At 36.0% G+C, this 21,004-nt stretch carries 22 protein-coding genes; 10 read left to right on the top strand and 12 right to left on the bottom strand.

Annotated elements, in window-relative coordinates; all coding sequences use genetic code 11:
• The first annotated feature begins 16 nt into the window (after positions 1–16).
• The gene (locus B0E34_RS10260; protein WP_436835750.1) at positions 17–268 is read left to right on the top strand and encodes a helix-turn-helix domain-containing protein; all 252 of its coding nucleotides are present in this window, start codon (positions 17–19) and stop codon (positions 266–268) included.
• A gap of 272 nt (positions 269–540) precedes the next feature.
• Positions 541–930 (top strand): response regulator, encoded by a 390-nt coding sequence (locus B0E34_RS10255; RefSeq protein WP_087709226.1) that lies wholly within the window; start codon positions 541–543, stop codon positions 928–930.
• Positions 931–975: 45 nt separating this feature from the next.
• Here B0E34_RS10255 and B0E34_RS10250 read toward each other — a convergent pair whose 3' ends face one another.
• From B0E34_RS10250 to B0E34_RS10220, 7 genes are all read right to left on the bottom strand, one after another.
• Positions 976–1,968: a hypothetical protein gene (locus tag B0E34_RS10250; protein WP_024566582.1), complete on the bottom strand. Its 993-nt coding sequence runs from the start codon at positions 1,966–1,968 to the stop codon at positions 976–978.
• Positions 1,969–2,319: 351 nt separating this feature from the next.
• A complete protein-coding gene (locus B0E34_RS10245; protein ID WP_024566581.1) occupies positions 2,320–2,514 on the bottom strand; it encodes a hypothetical protein in 195 nt (64 codons plus the stop codon).
• Between the two features lie 18 nt (positions 2,515–2,532).
• On the bottom strand, positions 2,533–2,970 hold the full coding sequence (locus B0E34_RS10240) for a hypothetical protein (protein WP_024566580.1): 438 nt from the start codon (positions 2,968–2,970) through the stop codon (positions 2,533–2,535).
• A gap of 4 nt (positions 2,971–2,974) precedes the next feature.
• Entirely contained in the window at positions 2,975–3,469 is a 495-nt protein-coding gene (locus tag B0E34_RS10235) for a DUF1281 family ferredoxin-like fold protein (RefSeq protein WP_087709224.1), read from the bottom strand.
• Between the two features lie 2 nt (positions 3,470–3,471).
• Positions 3,472–3,879, bottom strand: a complete 408-nt coding sequence (locus B0E34_RS10230; protein WP_024566579.1) for a hypothetical protein — start codon at positions 3,877–3,879, stop codon at positions 3,472–3,474.
• A 51-nt stretch (positions 3,880–3,930) separates the two neighbouring features.
• A complete protein-coding gene (locus B0E34_RS10225) occupies positions 3,931–5,004 on the bottom strand; it encodes a DUF932 domain-containing protein (protein ID WP_087709222.1) in 1,074 nt (357 codons plus the stop codon).
• Positions 5,005–5,547: 543 nt separating this feature from the next.
• On the bottom strand, positions 5,548–6,798 hold the full coding sequence (locus tag B0E34_RS10220) for a site-specific integrase (RefSeq protein ID WP_084019022.1): 1,251 nt from the start codon (positions 6,796–6,798) through the stop codon (positions 5,548–5,550).
• Between the two features lie 537 nt (positions 6,799–7,335).
• Here B0E34_RS10220 and B0E34_RS10215 point away from each other — a divergent pair.
• From B0E34_RS10215 to B0E34_RS10200, 4 genes are all read left to right on the top strand, one after another.
• Positions 7,336–7,905 (top strand): cob(I)yrinic acid a,c-diamide adenosyltransferase, encoded by a 570-nt coding sequence (locus B0E34_RS10215; protein ID WP_087709220.1) that lies wholly within the window; start codon positions 7,336–7,338, stop codon positions 7,903–7,905.
• Entirely contained in the window at positions 7,895–8,524 is a 630-nt protein-coding gene (locus B0E34_RS10210; RefSeq protein WP_087709218.1) for a thiamine diphosphokinase, read from the top strand. Before B0E34_RS10215 ends, B0E34_RS10210 begins: the two co-directional genes overlap by 11 nt.
• A 440-nt stretch (positions 8,525–8,964) precedes the next feature.
• Positions 8,965–9,840, top strand: a complete 876-nt coding sequence (locus B0E34_RS10205) for a tyrosine-protein phosphatase (RefSeq protein WP_087709216.1) — start codon at positions 8,965–8,967, stop codon at positions 9,838–9,840.
• A gap of 110 nt (positions 9,841–9,950) precedes the next feature.
• Positions 9,951–11,345, top strand: coding sequence for a type III PLP-dependent enzyme domain-containing protein (locus B0E34_RS10200; RefSeq protein ID WP_087709214.1), 1,395 nt, complete (start codon positions 9,951–9,953; stop codon positions 11,343–11,345).
• Between the two features lie 132 nt (positions 11,346–11,477).
• Here B0E34_RS10200 and B0E34_RS10195 read toward each other — a convergent pair whose 3' ends face one another.
• From B0E34_RS10195 to B0E34_RS10185, 4 genes are all read right to left on the bottom strand, one after another.
• On the bottom strand, positions 11,478–12,137 hold the full coding sequence (locus B0E34_RS10195) for an HAD family hydrolase (protein ID WP_087709212.1): 660 nt from the start codon (positions 12,135–12,137) through the stop codon (positions 11,478–11,480).
• Between the two features lie 58 nt (positions 12,138–12,195).
• Positions 12,196–12,318, bottom strand: coding sequence for a hypothetical protein (locus B0E34_RS21725; protein WP_262484740.1), 123 nt, complete (start codon positions 12,316–12,318; stop codon positions 12,196–12,198).
• A 46-nt stretch (positions 12,319–12,364) separates the two neighbouring features.
• Complete coding sequence (locus tag B0E34_RS10190) at positions 12,365–14,926, bottom strand: DEAD/DEAH box helicase family protein (RefSeq protein ID WP_087709210.1); 2,562 nt, start codon at positions 14,924–14,926, stop codon at positions 12,365–12,367.
• 217 nt (positions 14,927–15,143) lie between these two features.
• On the bottom strand, positions 15,144–15,368 hold the full coding sequence (locus tag B0E34_RS10185; protein ID WP_087709208.1) for a SymE family type I addiction module toxin: 225 nt from the start codon (positions 15,366–15,368) through the stop codon (positions 15,144–15,146).
• Positions 15,369–15,516: 148 nt separating this feature from the next.
• Here B0E34_RS10185 and B0E34_RS10180 point away from each other — a divergent pair, with 148 nt between their 5' ends.
• From B0E34_RS10180 to B0E34_RS10165, 4 genes are all read left to right on the top strand, one after another.
• Entirely contained in the window at positions 15,517–15,723 is a 207-nt protein-coding gene (locus tag B0E34_RS10180; RefSeq protein WP_214590598.1) for a helix-turn-helix transcriptional regulator, read from the top strand.
• 129 nt (positions 15,724–15,852) lie between these two features.
• The gene (gene speB / locus B0E34_RS10175; protein WP_087709204.1) at positions 15,853–16,710 is read left to right on the top strand and encodes an agmatinase; all 858 of its coding nucleotides are present in this window, start codon (positions 15,853–15,855) and stop codon (positions 16,708–16,710) included.
• A gap of 66 nt (positions 16,711–16,776) precedes the next feature.
• Positions 16,777–17,619 (top strand): bifunctional helix-turn-helix domain-containing protein/methylated-DNA--[protein]-cysteine S-methyltransferase, encoded by an 843-nt coding sequence (locus tag B0E34_RS10170; RefSeq protein WP_087709191.1) that lies wholly within the window; start codon positions 16,777–16,779, stop codon positions 17,617–17,619.
• A 291-nt stretch (positions 17,620–17,910) separates the two neighbouring features.
• Positions 17,911–18,519, top strand: coding sequence for an alpha-ketoglutarate-dependent dioxygenase AlkB family protein (locus tag B0E34_RS10165; RefSeq protein WP_087709189.1), 609 nt, complete (start codon positions 17,911–17,913; stop codon positions 18,517–18,519).
• A gap of 407 nt (positions 18,520–18,926) precedes the next feature.
• Here B0E34_RS10165 and B0E34_RS10160 read toward each other — a convergent pair whose 3' ends face one another.
• A complete protein-coding gene (locus tag B0E34_RS10160) occupies positions 18,927–20,786 on the bottom strand; it encodes a CocE/NonD family hydrolase (RefSeq protein WP_087709187.1) in 1,860 nt (619 codons plus the stop codon).
• Positions 20,787–21,004: the final 218 nt, after the last annotated feature.

Below are 21,004 nucleotides of genomic sequence, written 5' to 3'. Positions count from 1 at the left end.
CATTGTCCATCAGGAAATGATAACGCAACTAAGAAACCGTATCGAAAGCATATTGAAAAACTACCGCCCTGTAATGAACGGCGAAATATACCTTTCGGGCGAAGATGTGTGTAAGTTGCTCCATATCAGCAAACGGACTTTACAGCAATATCGTGATGATAATATCCTGCCGTATATACAAATAGGCGGTAAGATTATTTACAAGGAAAGCGATATTCTGACAATACTGGAACAGAATTATATTTCACATAAAGCAGTTTTACCGTAACCTTTTTGTATTATATGCTATCAAAAAGGAAAGAGTTCAGTATCTTTGTTATCGAAAATATAGAAAATACTTAAAGTGTTTTTGCTTTAAGTCCCACATTGAAAACTGGTAATTTTTAAGACAACGGGACAGATAAGTAGGAACGCTCACGTCATAGGCGTGGGCGCTCGCTTATTCGTTGTCGGGTATACCAGTGCCTCAATGTCGGTAAGTGTAGTTTGCCTGCGCCTTCTTTTTTGTGCGGAGCTACATCAACACAAAAAAGGTATGATATGGAAACTGGTACAGCACAACAAAGAATTACTCTTGCCTTTATCAATGATAACAGTCCGATTTTGGATTTGACCTGTGATAACCTCGTTGCTTCAGGGCTTGAAGTATTATTTCGTTCGGAAAACATTGAAGACGGATTATCTCAATTATCAGCATTAAAAGAGCTTCCCAAAGTTTGTATTATAGACCTTGATTTTTACAACAAGAATGTGCTTGAGCAGCTTCAAAAATTAAGAACGCAATATCCAACCATTAAGCTGATTGCCCATAGCGATATTGATACAGAAAAAACAGTAAAATCTATTTTAGAGATTGGTTTTGCAGGTTATCTGCTTATTGGCAGCGATGCAGATGATTTTAGAAAAGCCATTGAAGTAGCGACCAAGTAACTATTAGCAATCATTTTCGTATCCGAATTTCAATGATAAATTTTATTAAATTTCATATATAATACCGACAATCTTATTATTATCTAATGTAATTGTCATTTGTTCATATTTAAGATTGAACTTACTTCCTTTGTCAACTGAAGAAGGAAAATATTTTACACCAATAGTGACATTGGGCAAATTAAAATTCCAAGATGACCTAATTTTAAAATCCTTGCCGCATAATTCTTGTTCGGAAGAACTAAGGTATTCTTTGAATTTTGAAATTCCTTCGACTTCAAAAATGGTTTTCCAATTCTTACGTTTCTCAAAAATTATTTGTTCGTCAAGATGTTTCAGAATATTACTTTCATCGGAGCTATTACAAGCATTTATAAAATCACGGATGATTTTTCGAGGTAGCTTTTGAATTTCTCTGATTTCTTTCTTTTTGTTTTCAAGATATATGTTAAAATCGTTTTCTACAACATCAGATATTTTGTAAAATCCCCATTGGAAAGCCTCTTGAGGAGATTTGTAAAGTTTATCTTTTAAAATTTCAGCATTGCCATCCTCATTTTTTGTTTTGAAGTCATCTAACAACAAAAAACCTTTTTCATCGGTGGTTTTGTTAATGCCATCCACAATATTAATAAAGTAATATTCCTCTTTGTCTTCAAATAAAACTTTGATTTTAGGGCTGAATTTTTCAGGTTTGCTTGCTGAGGTTTTTACAAGATATTTCGTTTCATTTAATGGATTTTCAATCTGTCTTCCCCAACCATCAGTCGATAATTCAGACTGGTATCTCATTATTTGAATTCTTATTTCTTTTCGCCCTTTTTCAAGGTTTTTAGTAAATTCATATCCTGGGAAACTATTGAGAATTGCTGTATCCAATTCCCATTCTTCATAATCGCTCGTGAAATTTATTTGATAACTAAATTCATATTCTCGTATGTAAATTGGAAATTGAAATTTGTTTTCGATAATTTTTTGTTCTATTAAATTAATATCAGGCTTTCTGTTTACTGTTATTGAAATTTCAGTTTCTATCATTACTTTGATTTAGCGATTTGTAATTGTTGACAAATTTCAAATTTAATCAATTAGAAATTGTTTGATAGCTTACAAAAAAAACAAAAGACAAAATTAACCAAGCGACGTTCTTTTGCTTCTTTTCTTTGGTCGCTGTGTGGAAAGAAAAGAAGTCATTACAAAACAAATAATGGGATACTGAATATCCCACACAATAATATCGTAACCTATTTTGATAAAATGTAAAATGGGGAAAGTGCAGAGCGGTTGCATTTTGACAAAGGGGTTACACCTATTCAATGCAAAAAGACTGTTCCGACCATCGGAAGGATCTGTCTTTTTGCCGCCCGACTTTTCGGGTCAGGCGGTTTGTTAATTTTTCGGGTTATTTAACCCTACTTTTAAAGCTAATAATTTCTCGTGTATATCTGCCCAATATGCCTGTCTTTCCTTATCGCTTTCAACGGGTGGGTTATGCTGATATTCTTTGTACCACCCAGTTTGCCAAATACCTTTTTTGAGGTCAGTAACTTCAATCCAATTTCCGTTTTTATCTCTGATTTTCATTGTGCTGAATTTTTCTGATTAAGCAATTAACTTGATTAATGAAAACTCTTCCGTCCAAAATTCTTCGCTCGTATGCTTTCCGTATGCTGTATAGTAGCCTGTACCGTTTGCCCGCAATACAAGCCTGAAACAATCCAGTCGGTTTTCAGGAACGGTAAACGTTTCCTGCTCTTGCTCGTCAAGCTCCACGAATACCCATTCCTTACCGTTTAGCATTTCTTCAATGTTCGGGTTATCGTCTTCGCCTGTACTGTAAAAATCTACTGCCGTATCATAGTAGTTCATTGAGCAGAAATAAGAATTGCCCTCTAACGGCTTAACCAGTGCAAGCCGTTTTTCCTGTTCTTTTTTCCATTCTTCGGATAGGTGGATAATTGCAAACCCGCAATTATCCCATTCGCTGTTAGTATTGGCTTTAACCAAAATATGTGCTGTCGCTTTATCTGATAGTTTCATCGTTCTAAATTTTAGTGGTGTTTAACTGATTTTCGATTTTACGTTCTAATAGGGTGTCGAGTATTTCCCATTCGCTGTCGTACTCCTTGCCCTCAAAATGGTACGTGTCTGTGTCCTCGTCTAAATCATAGCTGCAAAAGTCCTGACTATCTAAGCAGGTGTTTGTTAGTATGCCGTCTTCAAATATTGCCTGACCATATACTAAGCATCCTAATTCCTCATACTCGTGTGTAAAGTCCACTTTTAAATGTTCGGCTATCTGCTTCACGGCTTCCGTATTTGGCGACCATTTTGTTTCATACTGGAATACGCCCGCACTTTCATTGTCCTGACTGATATTGTAGAAATAATCTCCGTGAGTGTCCTGTACGAAATCGGGTAATTGCCCGCAGTCGTCTTTCTGTTCCTGTTCAGCCATTGATTTGAATAGCTGTGTTATCTGTTCGATTGCTTCGGATGTTCCCTCAAAAACAACCGTATTGTTGCACCAATTAGCCATAATTATTTATCGTTTAAGGTTATCTGTAAAAATTTGTCAGTCCCGAAAAGCAGGTGTATCGTCTGTTTTAATTGAAGGTTGCATTGTGCATCCTCTGTATATTCAATCAGGCAGTGAATAGCGAAAATTGAATTGTGTCCGTCAAAAAAATGGTCTGTAAACCAGTTCGGGCGTTTCCAAAGAGGTTCATTTTGGGCTGTTCCTTTTTGTGCATTCTGCACAAGCCTGTACCAAAATTCAGCCGTGAAAAATCCCTTTTGATACCAACCCTCACGAAAGGCGGTTTCATTTTGCAAAAAGTAGTCGCATTGCGTTTTTATAGCGTTTTGCAGGTTCTCCAGTTCTGCGGGAAACAGTTTGCATAATAAGCCCACTTTATCGAGGCTATCCATTTTATCTAATGCTTTCATATCTTTTGTTTTTAGTAGGCGACCACCTTTGCAGGCAGTCGCCTTAGATGATTAATTGAAGTTTAAAATCTCTGCTCCTGAATAGGCAAAGTCTGTACACAGTTCAAAGGCTTTTTGGGTCTTTAGCTGTGCTGTACCACACATTACAATAGATTGTAGTTTGGCTTCGCTATCCCTATAATTGCGTACATTCTGAAAGTAGCCTGTAACGGCATTATAAGCCCCGAACAATGTGCCTTTGGTAGTTTCCATTTGTTGAGTGTCGCTTATCATAGCGTACTGAAAGGCATCATCTACGGTGTTTCTGAACACGGTGGAAACCTCATCTTCCGCACCTTTTTTCAGCAGGTCAAGCGTTTCTTTGTTCGGGCATAGTGCCAACTGGATTAACTTTCTTACTTCACGGTCTGTTACTCGTACTTTTGTCCACTGGTTAAAAATGCCCTCTAATTGGTTGCTCAAAGTATTGGCAAGTCCCATAATCTTATGGGCGTTCTCGATACGTTGTTTTGCTCCTGACGTATGTTTGATACGCACTACATTGGTCATACTCCGCAATGATGCGTTAAGGGTGTTTTGGCATACGATACGGATAGGGGTAAATGCTGCGGTAATACTTCCGCTACCGTCGTGGCTTGTGGTTAAGAAGATGTACTTTTCTGTAACATCGTCGCCTTTGCCTACTCGGATATAGTCGGGCAGCTTGGCAGTAATAAAAATGCGTTCCCCGTTGCCCAATGCTCCTGCGGTTTCGTACAATATCCCATCGCCTCCGCCTACAATAGCATCAAAGAAATTGAACGCCTCACGGTTTTGTACGATATGGTAGTCTTTACCTACTACGCCTAACGGTCTATTAGTGTCTGTGCGGAGTGTTGCGAAACTGTTAGGTACTAAAATGTCATTAGATTCAATTAGTTCTCCGCTGTCGCCTATGTTCATTGTTCTGCCCTGTGTAAACAGTGGGGATTTGATAACCTCGTAATCTAAACCTGCGTGTACTATTGCTTCCTCGCTTGTTGGGTACTGCTCTACGATTTGCCCCAAACCGTGCCACGCTTTTTGTTGAACGCTGAAGAATGAATGACGTCCTGTTTGCTCGTTGAAATTGATGTTGTGTGCCATAATGCTAAAATTTTGATGTTTGAAAAAATGTTATTTACTCACTCGCTTTTCTCGTTTCCCGCTTCCCGTTGTGGTTTGCTCTGCTCCGCTTCGCATAAATTTTTCCAAAAGAAAAACCGGAAAAAAGAAAGCAGATAATCCAAGCGGGCAACAGCGATGACCAAGAAAAAAAATGATTTAATGGGGGTTCCTTTAGGGGGAAACCGTTCATTCGTTTTTTTTATTGGTGTGTGTGTGCGGTGGCTGCCCGCTATAACTTAGCTGCCTTTTTACCGGTTGATTGTGGAAATTTTCTGTTCTAAATTTTTATGGCATTAATGACCAGGCTATGATAGCCTGCAATAGAAATTTGAAAAATGGAATAGCAGGGAGCGTTAGATAAAGGTTTCGTTTTTCAATTTTCTATTTCTGAAGTAGGTAATAAGCTCTTTTACAGCGTTGGATTGCATAGAGGAAAGTAAATGTGCTTTACCTACACAAAAAGCATAGGCATAAAAAAGCAGAACCGTTAAGTTCTGCTCATTGTGATTAGATAAAAGCCGATTATATTGCCATCATAAACGCTTCTTCCATTGCTTTGAATTTAGGGGTAACTAAATCCATATCCTTACTGATTTTTTGGCTTGTAATTTTAGCATAAATCTGTGTGGTGGAAATGTTTTTATGCCCCATCATTTTGCTAAGGCTTTCAAGCGGTACGCCCTCGGTCAAAAACATTGTTCCGAAAGTATGCCTTGCCGTGTGAAAGGTTACTTTTTGTTCTGTAATAATCTCTGCTTTTTCAACCAGTTTACCTATGTGCGTATTGCAGGTTGCATTAGTCGGAACCGGAAAGATAAATTCATTCCTTGTCGTACCCTGATACTTCTCAATGATACGCTTAGGGATTTCCATTAACCGAACATTTGAAGCAATATCTGATTTCTTTCTCCTGCTGATAATCCATTGATGACCGTCAAAGAATGATTGAATATTGTTCCTTGTCAGTTTTTTAATATCCGCATAAGCAAGTCCGGTAAAACAACTAAAAATAAACAGGTCTTTTACCAGTTCATACCGTGGGTGCGGTGGTACGCACATCATCAGCTTTTCTACATCTTCTTTAAGGATATAACCCCGGTCAGTTTCTTCCATATTGATTTCATAATCCTGAAACGGATTATCACGTATCAAGCCCTTTTTAATAGCCAGTTCCACAACGGCTAATAAAGGCATCGTGTACACCCAAACCGTATTATGCGAAGACTGTAAATCGTACCGGAGGTAAAAATCAAACTCCCGGATAAAATCGGCAGTCAATTCCCGGAAAGCCATATCATCACGATGATAGCGTTCTTTGATAAACGTGGTAAGATGATTGTAAACTGTGATATACTTGTTGTAGGTGCTTTGTGAGCGTTCTTCCTTTTCGACCAGTTTTTTAAAATCCTCATTTTGGTCGTTGAAGACTTTAAGTATTGCATCATCCATTACACCAACACCTAAAAAAGATAGCTTTACTTTTTGGGCGGTCGCAAAGCCCTCGTGCTTCAGCATATCTTCATAAATCTTGTCGATACGCCCACGTATGTTATCCAGTTTTTTATTAATGCTTAGTGCCTGCGCACTTTTTCCCTGAACTCTTCCGTGTTTCAAATCCCAATTATTGGGGTCAATTTCTAACTTTGTTCCGAAAGTCTTAGGGGTTCCGTCAATGGTAATACGTGCCATAATCGGGGCATTACCGTTCTTTTTCAGTTCGTTCTTTTTCAAATAGAAAAGCAGTTTGAACGTCGATTTTTTTGTCTGCTCCATAACTCAAATGTTTAATGTTTAAAATTAAATTACATTGAGTTACAAGGGAATGTAGAAAAGGGCGCAAAAGACTGAAATATAATCAGTTAAGCCATATCATTACCTTTGTCAATCGGTAACGAATTAGTAACCTAACCTTGTCAATTTAAGCCCCAAACCTATCAGACACCGACTTCCGAACTAAGACTACTCTTTTTATAAAGCCTTGTATAGCAAAGGTTTTAACCGTTTTGCTTATTTTTGCTTTTTACTAATCTTTTTTAAAAAAAAACAAAAAAAACTAGATTATTAGAACAGTTAGTATTAGCGATGTCATCCTGAGCGCGAAGCAGTCGAAGGATCTTTATTTTTAAGAAGCTGTTTCCAGCTTTCCGCACTCGCTATTTATCTTTTCGGCGGCAGCGAAGCTGCCGCCGAAAAGATAAATGAGCTCAGACAAATGCTGCAATCTGGGTTAGGTCGCAGCCGGAATCACAAATGTAAAGTTCCTTAAACTCAAAATTTGTAAACCTAATTTTAAAAAACTAATTTAGTCCTATGAAAATTTATACAAAAACAGGAGATAAAGGTCAGACCGCTTTGTACGGCGGAACAAGAGTTTCAAAAGCAAGTGCGAGAGTCGACAGTTACGGAAATATAGACGAGCTGAATTCCTTCATCGGAATCGCCAAAAGCCATATTGAAGATGAAGAAGTGTTAAGACAGCTAAAAAAAATCCAGTTCGATTTATTTACCGTAGGTTCCGAAGCGGCAACTCCGGTGGATAAACTCATGTTGGCAAACGGAAAATCGCGGCTTTCTTTAATCATTTCAGATGCCGAAATCGAAGAACTTGAAAACTGGATGGATGCTTTTGACGAAAAATGCGAACCGCTTCAGTATTTTATCCTTCCCGGAGGCGGAAAAGCAGCAACATTTTTACATGCAGCACGTACAATCTGCAGAAGAGCAGAACGTTCTTTGGTATTCTTAAACGAATCGGAAGAAGTGCGTCCGGAACTCATTAAATATCTCAACAGACTTTCCGATTATCTTTTTGTTTTGGCAAGATACATTTCAAAAATCAACAACGAACCGGAAGAATACTGGAACCCGAATGAAAGATAAAGTACTGCTTTTCATCAACGGAGATCCTCCCAAATCTTTTCCCAACATTGAAGAATACAGTCTCATTGCCTGTACAGACGGTGCTTTTCATTATCTAAAAAACCTGGATTTTCCTTTAGATAAGCTGGATTTTATTTCCGGAGATTTCGACTCGCATTCCGGCTCGGATGAAAATATATATGAAGACAAATTCATTTATACGCCCGATCAGGATAAAACGGATTTTCAGAAAGCTTTGGAAATTATTGCAGAAAAAGATTTTAAAAAAGTAGATGTTTTCGGTGGAAGTGGGGGAGAGCAGGATCATTTTCTGGGAAATCTTACCGTGGCTTTTGGTTTTAAAGATCAATTCGATATCAAATTCTATGATGAAGTTTCAGAATATTATTTTATCCCGAAAGAATTTGCTGTAACAGGAGTGAAAGACAAAATGATTTCTTTGTATCCGTTTCCGTCAGTTGAAAATATTACGACCAAAGGATTAAACTGGGCTTTGATAAACGGAAAATTAGATATTACTTCCAGAATCGGAACACGAAATTTTGCTGTGGAAGATGAAGTTTCTATTCAATATGAAACAGGAGATTTGCTGATTTTTGTTGGGAAAAACTATTTGTAGTGTAAACACTAATTGCACGAATGTTTTCACAAATTGCACAAATTTGATTTTATATTTGAATATCCGTTAAACAACCTATTACTATGCACTGATATGAAAATCAATTATTTATAACAGGCACTTCGACAAGCTCAGTGTGACACCTCTAATACTAAACGCTTGATTTTTAGCGATGTCAAGCTGAGCCTGTCGAAGCTTTAGGTTGATAAACGGACAAACAATTTTATATTGTAAGATATGTAGAACAACGGATCAACAGGAACGATTTTAGTCCATTTTTAATTGACAATGTTTTCACAAATTGCACGAGCTTGATTTTATAAAAAAATAATAAAGTTATCCGCTTTTAAAATTAAAAAACATCAACCGGCTTTAGCCAAAACATAAAAAATCAAACACGAACATCGGTGTAGATTCGTGAAATATGTGAGAAAATAAAAATGAAAAACCTCATCAAAATATCATTACTAACCATCACATTACTCTGTGTTTTCTCCTGCAAGACACAGCAATTTTCCACACCCGAATTTGGAAAAAGAGAAGCTGGAAAAGATATTCAGATTAAAAAAGTCAACAATTTCAGAACGGTTGGAAGTATAAAAAATATCGATGGAAGAACACTGAAAGAAGGAAAACTATACAGAAGCGGAAATTTATATAAACTGAAAAATTCTTCTTTTAAACAACTTGAAAATTTAGGCATCAGAAAAATTATCGATCTTCGGAATTCAAAGGAAATTGCAAAAAAGCCCGACCATCTTCCGGAAGGAATTGTTTACAAAAATTATTCAGCGTTTGAAGATAAAGGCGATCAGTTGGATCAGGCAAAGAAATTGGTTTTAAAAGGAAAAGTCAGCGGTGCAGATGCAGACAAAAGAATGCATGACTTTTATAAAGATTACGTCACAGAAAACCCAGAAATCATAAGAAAAATTATCACAGAAATTTTAGAATCAGATCAGCCGGTTTTATACCACTGCACCGCAGGGAAAGACAGAACCGGAATCACAACCGCTCTCATTCTTACGATTTTAAAATTCGATAAAGAAACCATTTACAACAATTATCTTTTATCCAATAATTACAGAAAAAAATTAATCGATAAAAGACTTCATTTAGCCGATAACCTGCATTTTATCTACCCGAAAATGGACATTATAGTTCTCGAGAAATTAAGCTGGATAGAAACCGGTTATCTGGATGCTGCTTTTAATGAAATTAACAACAAATACGGTTCTATGGATCGATATATTCAAGAGGCTTTGGGAATTTCTGAAAATAAAAGACAGGAATATATTCTTAAGTTTACATATTGATAATTTAGCTTTATTTTCTTCAATAAAATCCATTAAAATTTATAATAATTTTAACGCTAAAAAACCAAACTTTTTTAGCAATTTTGCATTCTTAATTCACTTGTTTAGAAATGAAAATAAAGTACTCGGAACTTATTGATCAGACGTTGTATTTCCCTACCGAGGAATTCAATGTTTCTGAGAACAATTTGTTGTTTCACGACATTCCTTTAATGGATGTTGTTGAAAAATTTGGCACTCCGCTAAAAATTAGCTACCTGCCGAGAATTTCTCAAAATATCCAGAAGGCAAAAAGCTGGTTCAGGGAAGCCTTTGAGAAAACCGATTATAAAAAGAATTATAGATATTGCTATTGTACAAAATCCAGTCATTTTAAATTTGTATTGGAAGAGGCTTTAAGAAACGACATTTCCATAGAAACTTCTTCAGCCTATGACATGGATATCGTAAAATCTCTTTACAAAGAAGGAAAAGTCACGAAAGATATAGAAGTAATCTGCAACGGTTTCAAAACAGATGATTATCTGGCGAAAATTTCAGAGATGATTAACAGCGGTTTTGAAAATATTACCCCGATTCTGGATAATTACCGTGAGCTGGATAAACTTACAGAAAGCATTGATACCACTTTCGATATCGGGATCAGAATTGCTTCTGAGGAAGAACCGAAGTTCGAGTTTTATACCTCAAGATTAGGAATCGGATACAAAGACATCATTCCTTACTACAGCCAGAAAATTGCCGAGCATCCGAATGCAAGACTGAAAATGCTTCATTTCTTCATCAATACCGGAATCAAAGACACGGCATATTACTGGAACGAACTGTATAAATGTCTTCGTGTATACGCACGTTTGAAGAAAATTGCTCCGGAAGTCAACTCTCTGAATATCGGAGGAGGTTTCCCGATCAAAACATCGTTGCAGTTCGACTACGATTATCAGTACATGGTGGAAGAGATCGTTTCTCAGATCAAAAAATTCTGTGAAGAGGAAGGAGTGGAAGAACCGAATATTTATACAGAATTCGGAAGTTTTACCGTTGGTGAAAGCGGAGCCAATATTTATAAAATCATTTCCCAGAAACGTCAGAACGACAGAGAAAAATGGAATATGATCGATTCTTCTTTCATGACAACGCTTCCCGATACATGGGCAATTTCCAGACACTTTATCATGCTTCCGCTGAACAGATGGGAAGATACGTATGAAAGAGTTTTCTTGGGTGGATTAACTTGTGATTCGGATGATTATTATAATTCTGAACAGCATACCAATGCGATTTACCTGCCTGTTTTCAGCGATACGAAACCTTTGTACATCGGATTTTTTCACACAGGAGCATATCAGGAAACCATCGGAGGATACGGCGGAGTTCATCACTGCTTAATGCCGCAGCCGAGACATATTTTGATTCAGAAAGACGAAAACGGTGAATTGCAGTATGAAATTTTCCGTGAGAAGCAGGAACCGGAAGACGTGCTGAAACTTTTGGGTTACAAATAAATATTTAAACACAGACAACACAAATTTTTGCACTAAAAACACAAGTAATAATTGTGAAATTTGTGAAAACTATTCGTGCAATTGGTGTTTAATAATAAACAAAAGCTCTCAATATCTGAGAGCTTTTTCTGTTTAAAAATATTTTGAAATCTTATCCAGTTCCAGTTCCGCATAATCCGAAACCACAATATTTGCCAAGGTATAATCCTGATTTTTAGAATGCGGACTTCTGTATGCGGCACAGAAAATATTTGCCCGATGCGATGCTAAAATCCCGTTCGTGGAATCTTCAATTACCATACAGTTTTCTACAGGTTCATTGGCCATTTCTGCGGCAAGAAGAAAAACTTCAGGATGAGGTTTGGATTCCTTCAGATCGGCTCCGCTTATCTTTCCTCCAAAATATTGTTCAAGCTCAAATTTTTCAAAAACCATATTGATGGTTGCCATCGTTGCGGAAGAAGCGAGAATCAATTTGATCCCGTTGTCGTAATAATGCTGTATCAGTTCTCTTACGCCTGAAATCAGATCAAATTCTTCATCATTATAAAAGTATTCCTTAAAATAATCTCTTTTGGTTTTTGCAATGTCTTCGTACGTCTGTTTTAGATTAAATTCCTGAATTAAAGTATCACAGACTCTTTTGGTAGAAGCGCCTGTAAAGGAAGCGTATAACTCTTCCGAAACGTCGATTCCAAGATCATTAAAAGTTTTAAAATAGGCTTTTCTGTGCAGAGGTTCCGTATCCACAATCACGCCATCCATATCGAACAGCACAGCTTTTAAAGGCATATCTGAATTTTTTTACTAAAATAATAAACGTTTCAGAATTGAAGCAAATATTTTTCGATTACTTTTTAAATCTAGCTATCCAGTCTGCCATTTCAGCCAGCACTTTCGGGGAAATCGTCTGTTCAATTTCCGAATATTCTGAAAATGCTCCGGTTGTAGCTTCCTGAAACAAATGATTCAATCCGGGAATTTCCTCCGTTCTGAAATTTTTGTTTCATTGATTGGGTTTAATCTTTATTTCCTTTTTTAGCGTTTTCGCTTCTTGTTAATAATTGTAAATTTTCTAAAATTGTCAGCCCACCATTGTGCATAGATTTGATATGGTCAACTTGAAAATCCAGTTTGCTTTTGCTTTTGTAACCACTTTCTGCGCTAAAATAAAAGCCGTCTTTATCTGTAAATTTCTTAAAAACTTCGTCACGCAACCATTTTTCATAAATCGGGTCTTGCTCTCTCAATTCGTGAAGTTTCAGTTTTTCGTAACTTCTCAATTCTTTTTCTTCGGTAGGTTTAATACCTTTTCGTTGAAAAAGGTCAGGATGATTTATTCTCGATTTTGCTAAATTAATTTCTCTTAAAAATCCTCGTTTGTCGAAGTTGAAAAACGTTTGCCATTCCAATTCGTTGCTGTCCCAAATTGTGTTGATAAGTTCTGTTTGCGATTTTTCACCAAGGTCTTTGTCAATAATTTCCGAAGCAATTTTGTCAATATCATATTTTTCTCTGTCTTTGAGTTCAATGAAAACAGGAACTTCGTCTTGAATAGTGTAATACTGCAAAATATCTTTGATGTCCTGCAAATGATAAGCAGGATATTTTAAGGTTCCGTTGAAAAATTCTTCTTCAATTTGTTCTGCAAATTCTTCCAATTCGTCTTCGTCCAAAACATCTCTTTCAGTTAAATTATTGTGCTCGAAGAAACTTGGTAAAGCGTTTATGAAATCCGTGTACGATTGTAAGATATTATCATAAACCAAAACCTCACAATTTCTTTCTATCGGTTCTTCGTCATTGTATTGTTCTAAAAATCTAAACTGATAAATTCCCATTGGAAAACGCTCGATAAAGTTTAGTTTTTCGAGTTCTTCACGTTTTTCTGGGTCAATAATTTTGTTGGTTAAAATTGCAAATTCTTCAACTTTATTAATAGCAACCAATCGCAAAATTTGTTTTTTTGTTTCTCTGTCAACATCCTTGAAGTCAATATTATCTTCAATAAATAATTTTTCAGGATTAACCCAAGAAACTCGGTTTTGCCAATCGTCTATGAAACTTACGATATAAGCTTCCTTTGTTCCACCAGCTTTCAAACCACGCAAACCACGTCCAATCATTTGTGTCATCAAAATGGACGAAATTGTAGGTCTTGCTAAAAATATAGATTGAACGTTAGGAACGTCAGTTCCTTCAGTCAAAATATTTACGTTGATTAAAACTTGAATTTCTTCGTTTCTAAATTTGGCTATTTTATTTTTGTTGTCTTTGCTCGAAATGATTACGCCGGTTGCTTGGTCTTTTACAGTGGAAATTACATAGTCAGATTTCACACCTGCATCTTTGAATAATGCATTTAAAGCAATTGCGTTATCTACGTTTAATGCAAAAACAATGGTCTGCTTGTACTTTTCTTTGTTGAGTAAATATTTGTTGACAATCGTTAAATTTCTCTCGTCATTTTCTGCAATTGTTTTGGCAATACCTGTTCCGATACTGTCAATGTCAAAATAATTCAGTTGTTCAATTTGTTCTTCGGATAAATCTTTGATGAAATTAAGTCCGGTAGCAACTTCTTCAAAATGTGGTTCCGATAAAATACCTAAACGAATTAAAGTCCGTAAATCTATTTTATAAACGATGTCGTCTGGAAAAACTTTTTTCAATAAACCTTGTTCGCTTTCCGACGTTCTGAAAGGAGTTGCAGTTAATCCAAGCATTTGAAAATGCGAAACACTTTCTTGAATATTTTGAATTAATTTTCTATAGGTTTTTGCAGTTGAATGATGTGCTTCGTCAATAACCAAAAATATTTCTTCAGTATTTCCTTTAATCCAATTTTTATATAAATGGTTGAAGCCTGCATTCAGACTGTCTTTGCTCGAAATAATTAAATCATCCGAAGTTCTAATGTTTATAGGTTTATCGTGAATGCCTGAAATGATACGATAATTGAAAGATGTTTTGTTCTCAAAAATATCGTTAAAAGCCAATTTGTCGGCAAATGTACTTTTTGCTTGTTCCAAAAGTTCATGTCTGTGAGCCAACCAAAGCACTTTTTTACCTTTATCTAAATAATTTTTTGCAATCCAATGTGCAGTGGTCAACGTTTTTCCGCCACCGGTTGGCAAAACTAATAAACCTGCAAAAGGATTTTTATTGGTCTTAATTATTTTTTGATTCAGATTATAAAATGCTTTTTCTTGGTGATCGTAAGGAACAATTCCACTTTCGGCATCTGCAATGTTTATTTTTCCTGCAAAATCATATTTTACACTTTTCTCTTTTTTCTCCATTGTACTTGTTGCTCCTGAAATTTCCGCCATTCTAAAAGTTACCGTTTCACCCTTTTTAAACCAAGATATTTTTTTGACTTCTTCTTTTCTGCACCAAAGTGTAATATTTTGTTTTTTGAATTGATAGTCAAATTTGGTTAGAATTTTGAAATTCCGCTTTTTGCCCATTCCAATCCTTTCTAAAAAAGTTTCATAATTTCTATAAGTCAGATTGAGTTTATTTTTCTCAATGTCAAAAATGATTTCCTTAACAATTTCACGGATTTCTTTTAATTCCATATTTTTTTCTGTGTCTTTGTTTTAGCGAATTTTGGATGTGGTAAACTCAAGTATAAACACATTACGCCAATACAAATTATGATATCAAATATAAAAAAACTAACCTGTTAATAATTACGGTTTTCCGTAAATTGGAATTTGTTATTTCATAAAATTTGGAAGATAATTTTGTAATTTTTTTATCATTCTTACTTTCTCAAAGCCGTGCTAAACCTTTTTACCGATCAGAATTCATTTTCTTATTCAGAGTGATGATAATTTTATTTTTCTTGTGGCAAACAAGCACAGATTGTCCACAATTGAAACCCGTTTCCTGAAGCCATTTTCCGCAAAGTCGAATTTCAGGAAATACGACATACCGATGATACGGTCTTAAAATGTACTTCTGATGCACTTTTAATTGTCTTATTCCTGATTTTTGAAATTTTTTTTCTTCCTTCATGATGGTTGTTTATTGTTGCAAAAGTATAATAAATTATATTTTAGTAAAAATAAATTATCGTAAAAATATAATTTATTGCTTTTTTACATTGATTTTCAAGTGTTTAAATTTTAACGATATTTGCAGGAGAAGTCAATAAATTATCATCGTGTCGAAAGTGAACTTAAATAGAATAAAATCTGTTCTGGTTGAAAAAAACAAAACCAGTAAAGAGTTAGCCCGTCATTTGGGAAAAACCGAGTCAACAGTTTCTCGCTGGTGTACGAATGAAGTTCAGCCTTCTGTTGAAACACTTTACGAAATCTCGAAGTTTTTGAAAGTGGATATTCGGGAATTACTCGTGTCTACATTATAATCTGCGAATTATATTTATCATACTTTAAAATTTATCAGATTACTTCATGAAGTTGTTCCTTTCATCACCCGCCAACTTCTCCAAACTTCTTTGTATCTTTGCCGAAATCATTTAATTTTTACATAAAACATGAAAACATACGCAGGAATTCCTGAGGAAAATGCATCGTTAGAAAACTCGAAAGTAATGTTGGTTACTGTTCCTTACGACGGAACGTCAACGTGGGGAAAAGGAGCCGATAAAGGCCCTGAATTATTCCTTGATGCTTCCGAAAACATGGAACTGTATGACATCGAAACCCAGACAGAACCGTATCTGGAAGGAGTATATTTAGCAGGAGAAGTTTCTGAAAACTCTTCACCGGAAGCCATGACAGAAGCCGTTTACCAGAAAACAAAAGAGCTTTTGAATAACGACGGAAAACTATTCACCCTTTTCGGGGGAGAACACTCTGTTTCTATCGGTTCGATTCGTGCGGTAGGAGAGAAGTTTGAGAATTTAACTGTTCTTCAGCTAGACGCTCATACAGATCTTCGTCCGGAATTCCACGGCTCTACTTCCAACCACGCCTGTGCGGTTTTTGAAGCCAATCAGAAACATAATCTGGTACAGGTGGGAATCCGTTCTATGGATGTGGAAGAGGTTGAGTATTTACCTGAAGGAAGAGTATTTTTCGCTCACGAAATTGCCAACAACGAAAACTGGGTAAACGACGTTTTGGAAAAAGTTTCAGGAAATGTGTACATCACGATTGATCTTGATGCTTTCGATCCATCGCTTTGTCCGTCAACAGGAACTCCGGAACCGGGAGGTTTACAGTGGTATCCGACTTTGGAATTATTAAGAAAAGTATTCGAAAAATGTAACGTTGTCGCTTTTGATATTGTAGAATTAATGGATTCTCCGATGGCAAAACCAAGCGCATTCTTAGCGGCGAAGTTATATTACAAAATGCTTGCTTACTATCATATCTATAACAACAACTAAATTCCGCAGGAAACGGATTTTTTCTGCCGTAGATTCTTTGGAAATTTGTGAGGTAAATTCAATGTTATGTCTACACAGAATCAGATAGATTACGAAAGAATTGCCAAAGCGATAGACTATATCCGGAGCAATTTTAAGCTTCAGCCAAGTCTGGATGAAGTGGCGGAGAAAATTCATTTGAGCCCGGCTCATTTTCAGAAGATGTTTTCTGACTGGGCGGGAACAAGTCCGAAGAAATTTTTGCAGTTCATCAGCCTTGAACATGCCAAAAGTTTGCTGAAAGAAGAAAAAGCGAGTTTATTTGATACGGCTTACGAGACAGGATTATCGAGTACAAGCAGACTGCACGATCTGTTTGTGAAAATCGAAGGAATGTCTCCGGCAGAATATAAAAACGGAGGAAAAAGCCTCAACATCAATTACAGTTTTTCCGAAAGTCCTTTTGGAAAAGTAATTGCAGCTTCCACAGAAAAAGGAATCTGCTATATGGCTTTTGAAACCGATCAACATAAAGCATTGGGAGATTTACAGGCTAAATTTCCCAATGCTTCTTTTTTTGAAAAGAAAGATGATTTCCAGAACAACGCCCTATCTATTTTCAGTAAAGACTGGTCGGAACTGAACACCATAAAACTCCATCTGAAAGGAACAGATTTTCAGTTAAAAGTCTGGGAAAGTCTTCTCACCATTCCGATGGGGAAATTATCAACCTATGGAAATCTGGCGGATAAAATTGGAAATCCAAATGCTTCAAGAGCTGTCGGAACCGCTATTGGCAGCAATCCTGTTGCGTTTTTAATTCCGTGTCACAGAGTAATTCAGTCAACCGGAAAAATCGGCGGTTATATGTGGGGAAGCGAGAGAAAACAGCTAATTATCGGCTGGGAAAGTTCAAAAATGTACTCTTGATTTCAAACACAAATTGCACTAATTTTTTACGAATAGTTAATAATTTTGATTGAAATTTTAAAAATAAAACTATTCCATCAATAGAAACGGGCTTTAGCCCGTTTAAAATAATCAATTGACCAAATTGGCTTTAGCCTAAAACTTATTTTAATAAAAAAATCAACGAAATATTGTCATTTTGTGTGAATCTGGGATCATTTATTAGAGGTTAAAATTTAAAAATACTTAGCTTAGATTCCTACGGAATGACAAAGAACTTGAAACATTAATCACAAAACATTAAACTTTATGATGAGTTTATTCGAAGGCGTATCAGATTATCCTTTAAATATCCTTCCCAAAGACGGAACAGTTCATTATTACGGAAAAGTGTTCTCCAAAGAAAAAGCTGATTTTTATTTCGATTATCTGTTTAATGAAATTCCGTGGGAAAATGATGAAGCCGTTATTTTCGGAAAATTAATTTTGACCAAAAGAAAAGTAGCCTGGTTCGGTGAAAAACCATTTGAATACACCTATTCCAAACGGACGAAATATGCAAAATTCTGGACGCCCGAATTATTGGAATTAAAGAAAAAATGTGAAGAAATTACTGGCGAAACCTATAATTCCTGCCTTCTGAATTTATACCACGACGGAAGCGAAGGAATGGCGTATCACAGTGATGCCGAAAAAGATTTAAAAAAACACGGAGCCATTGCTTCCCTGACTTTCGGAGCGGAAAGAAAGTTCTTATTTAAACATAAAACAACAAAAGATAAAGCCGAAATATTTCTGGAAAACGGAAGTCTGTTGGTGATGAAAGGAACCACGCAGGACAATTGGCTGCACCGGCTTCCTCCAACCACAAAAGTAAAAACACCGCGAGTGAATCTTACGTTCCGTACCATTGCAGAGTGATTTATTTACATTAATCTAAGGTATATTTGTCATGCTGAAATTAACTAAACAAAGTTTTCAATGTATCGTTGAGATCTTTTTATGATGATAAGTTGCATGATTATCATCTCCCGCAGATTAATCAAATTTAGCAGATGATTAAGTTAAAAAAAATCTGCACAATCTGCTAAATCCGCGAGAAAATAAAATAACTTTCAGAACAATTGAATGTTGATTTACAGTACGTTTGTCATGCTGAAAGCATCTAAACAAAGTTTTCAATGTATCGTTGAGATCCTTTCAAAATGACAAATTGGGTGGTTAATTATCTCCCGCAGATTGAGAAGATAATTAAGCTGAAAAAAATTAACAATCTTTGAGAAACTAAAAACATAAAAAAAAGCTGTTCCAACCGAACAGCTTTTAAATTATTTTAAAACCTCAACTTCAATCGCACTGTCATCAAAAACTTTGATAAACGCTTTCGTGTAATCCTCCTTCGTTGCAAAATTCGGGTTTTCCATAAATTTCTGCGGGTTGATCGCAAAAAGCGGGAACCACGTCGAAGAAATCTGAATCTGGATTTTATGTCCTTTTTTAAAAGTATGCACCACATCCTGCAATCTGAAATTCACTGCTGTTTTCTGGTTCGGAGCCAATGCTTCCGCTTTTTCTCTCGAATTTCTGAATCTTGCAGGCATAATTTCACTTCTTACCATCTGATGATAATTTCCATAAATCACCCCGTCTTTTTTCTCAGCAGGTTTAAAATCGTCAGGATAAACATCAATTAATTTTACCGCAAAATCTGCATCCGTAGAAGTGGAAGCAATGTTTAATTTAGCCAAAATTTCTCCTGCAAACGTAATATCATCCGTTAAAACATCCGTTGTAAACGTTAAAACATCAGGTCTCCCTTCTGCAAATCTCTGGTCTTCCGACATATAATTTTTCGGGGTGAAGCCGTTGAAATCTCTTAAATTATCAGAGCTTAAAACCGGATTATTAGGATCGCTGTAATATTCTGAAGAACCTTGTCCTGCTGTGTTTTTCAAAGTTCCTTTCGATAAATAGAAATTCACTTTCTGCGCTTCTTTTGGCGGATAGGTTGCAAACTCTCTCCATTGTTTTGCACCGGTGTCGTACATTAATGCTTCCGGTAAACCTGCATCCTGTTTTGTATTTCCTTTCAGGTAATGATTAAAGAATTTTGTTTCCACATTCTTCTGGTAATACGTTGCAATACTGTCTCCGAAATAAATCTGGTTGTGGAAATGTTTTCCCTGTTCATACGCCCAGGCTCCGTGAGAGAAAGGTCCCATTACAATTGTGTTTTTCGCTTTCGGACTTGTTTTTTCAATGGTTTTATAAATATTTAAAGGCCCAGAAAGATCTTCCGCATCAAACCATCCTCCCACAGTCATTACCGCATGATTTACGTTTTTCAGATGAGGCAGAAGACTTCTTTTCTGCCAGAATTCATCATAATTCGTGTGGTTCATTATTTCCGTCATGAAGAAATTATCCTTGTAGTACTTTTCATAACCGTCTTTTAAGGTTCCCATGTCTCTGTAAAATTTCAGACCGTCTTCAGAAGTCGCTTTAATCATAGAATCAGAATACCACGCTTTATTTTCAGGCTTCGTTTTCTGAACGCCGAAAACAGGGAAGGTTCTGAAATAGCCCATCATAAATCTTCCGTTGTGAAGAAAATCGTCATTCCAGAAATCTGAAATCGGCGCCTGTGGAGAAGAAGCCACTAAAGCAGGATGTTGTGCCAGAATTCCTACTGCAGTATAAAATCCAGGATAAGAAGTTCCGTATTGTCCTACTTTTCCGTTGTTGTCTTTGATGTTTTTCAATAACCAATCGATGGTGTCGTAGGTATCGGTACTTTCATCAACGTCTTTTTTCGTTTTATGATCCACCTGCGGCGTCATATTGGTGAACGTACCTTCACTCATGTATCTTCCCCGAACATCCTGAAACACAAAGATATATTTGTCTTTCATCAGATATTGGTTCGGTCCCAGTTTGGTTCTGTACTCGTTTTCACCATAAGGAGCAACGCTGTAGCAGGTTCTCTGCATCAGAAACGGATATTTGTTTTTGTTGGAAATATCCTTTGGAATGTACACCGAAGTAAACAGTTTTACTCCGTCGCGCATCGGAATATACATTTCTTTTTTAATAAAATTATCCTTTACAAAAGTATCGGGTTGCTGTTTAGTCTGAGAATTTCCAAAAACAAACAGAAAAACAAACAAAATTGAAAAGTGAATCTTCATTGTTTAAAATTTGCAGCTAATTTAATCATAAAATGGTTTTTAGCACAAAGTTTTAACAACAGGTTGTCATTCTGACGAAGGAAGAATCTAAATTAAATATTATTTTATGGATCTTTTATTTTAAACTTTTTACCACAAAAGATTTAACTACTTTGGTTTTTTAAGTTTAATACTTAAATGGAAAAAAGATCACATAAGTTAAAAAAATCAAAGATTTT

Origin of the sequence: Chryseobacterium mucoviscidosis (genome assembly GCF_002177115.1) — a bacterium.
GTDB lineage: Bacteria > Bacteroidota > Bacteroidia > Flavobacteriales > Weeksellaceae > Chryseobacterium > Chryseobacterium mucoviscidosis.
The sequence above is the reverse complement of the archived record's forward strand: the minus strand, read 5'-3'. Positions and strand labels throughout refer to the sequence as shown.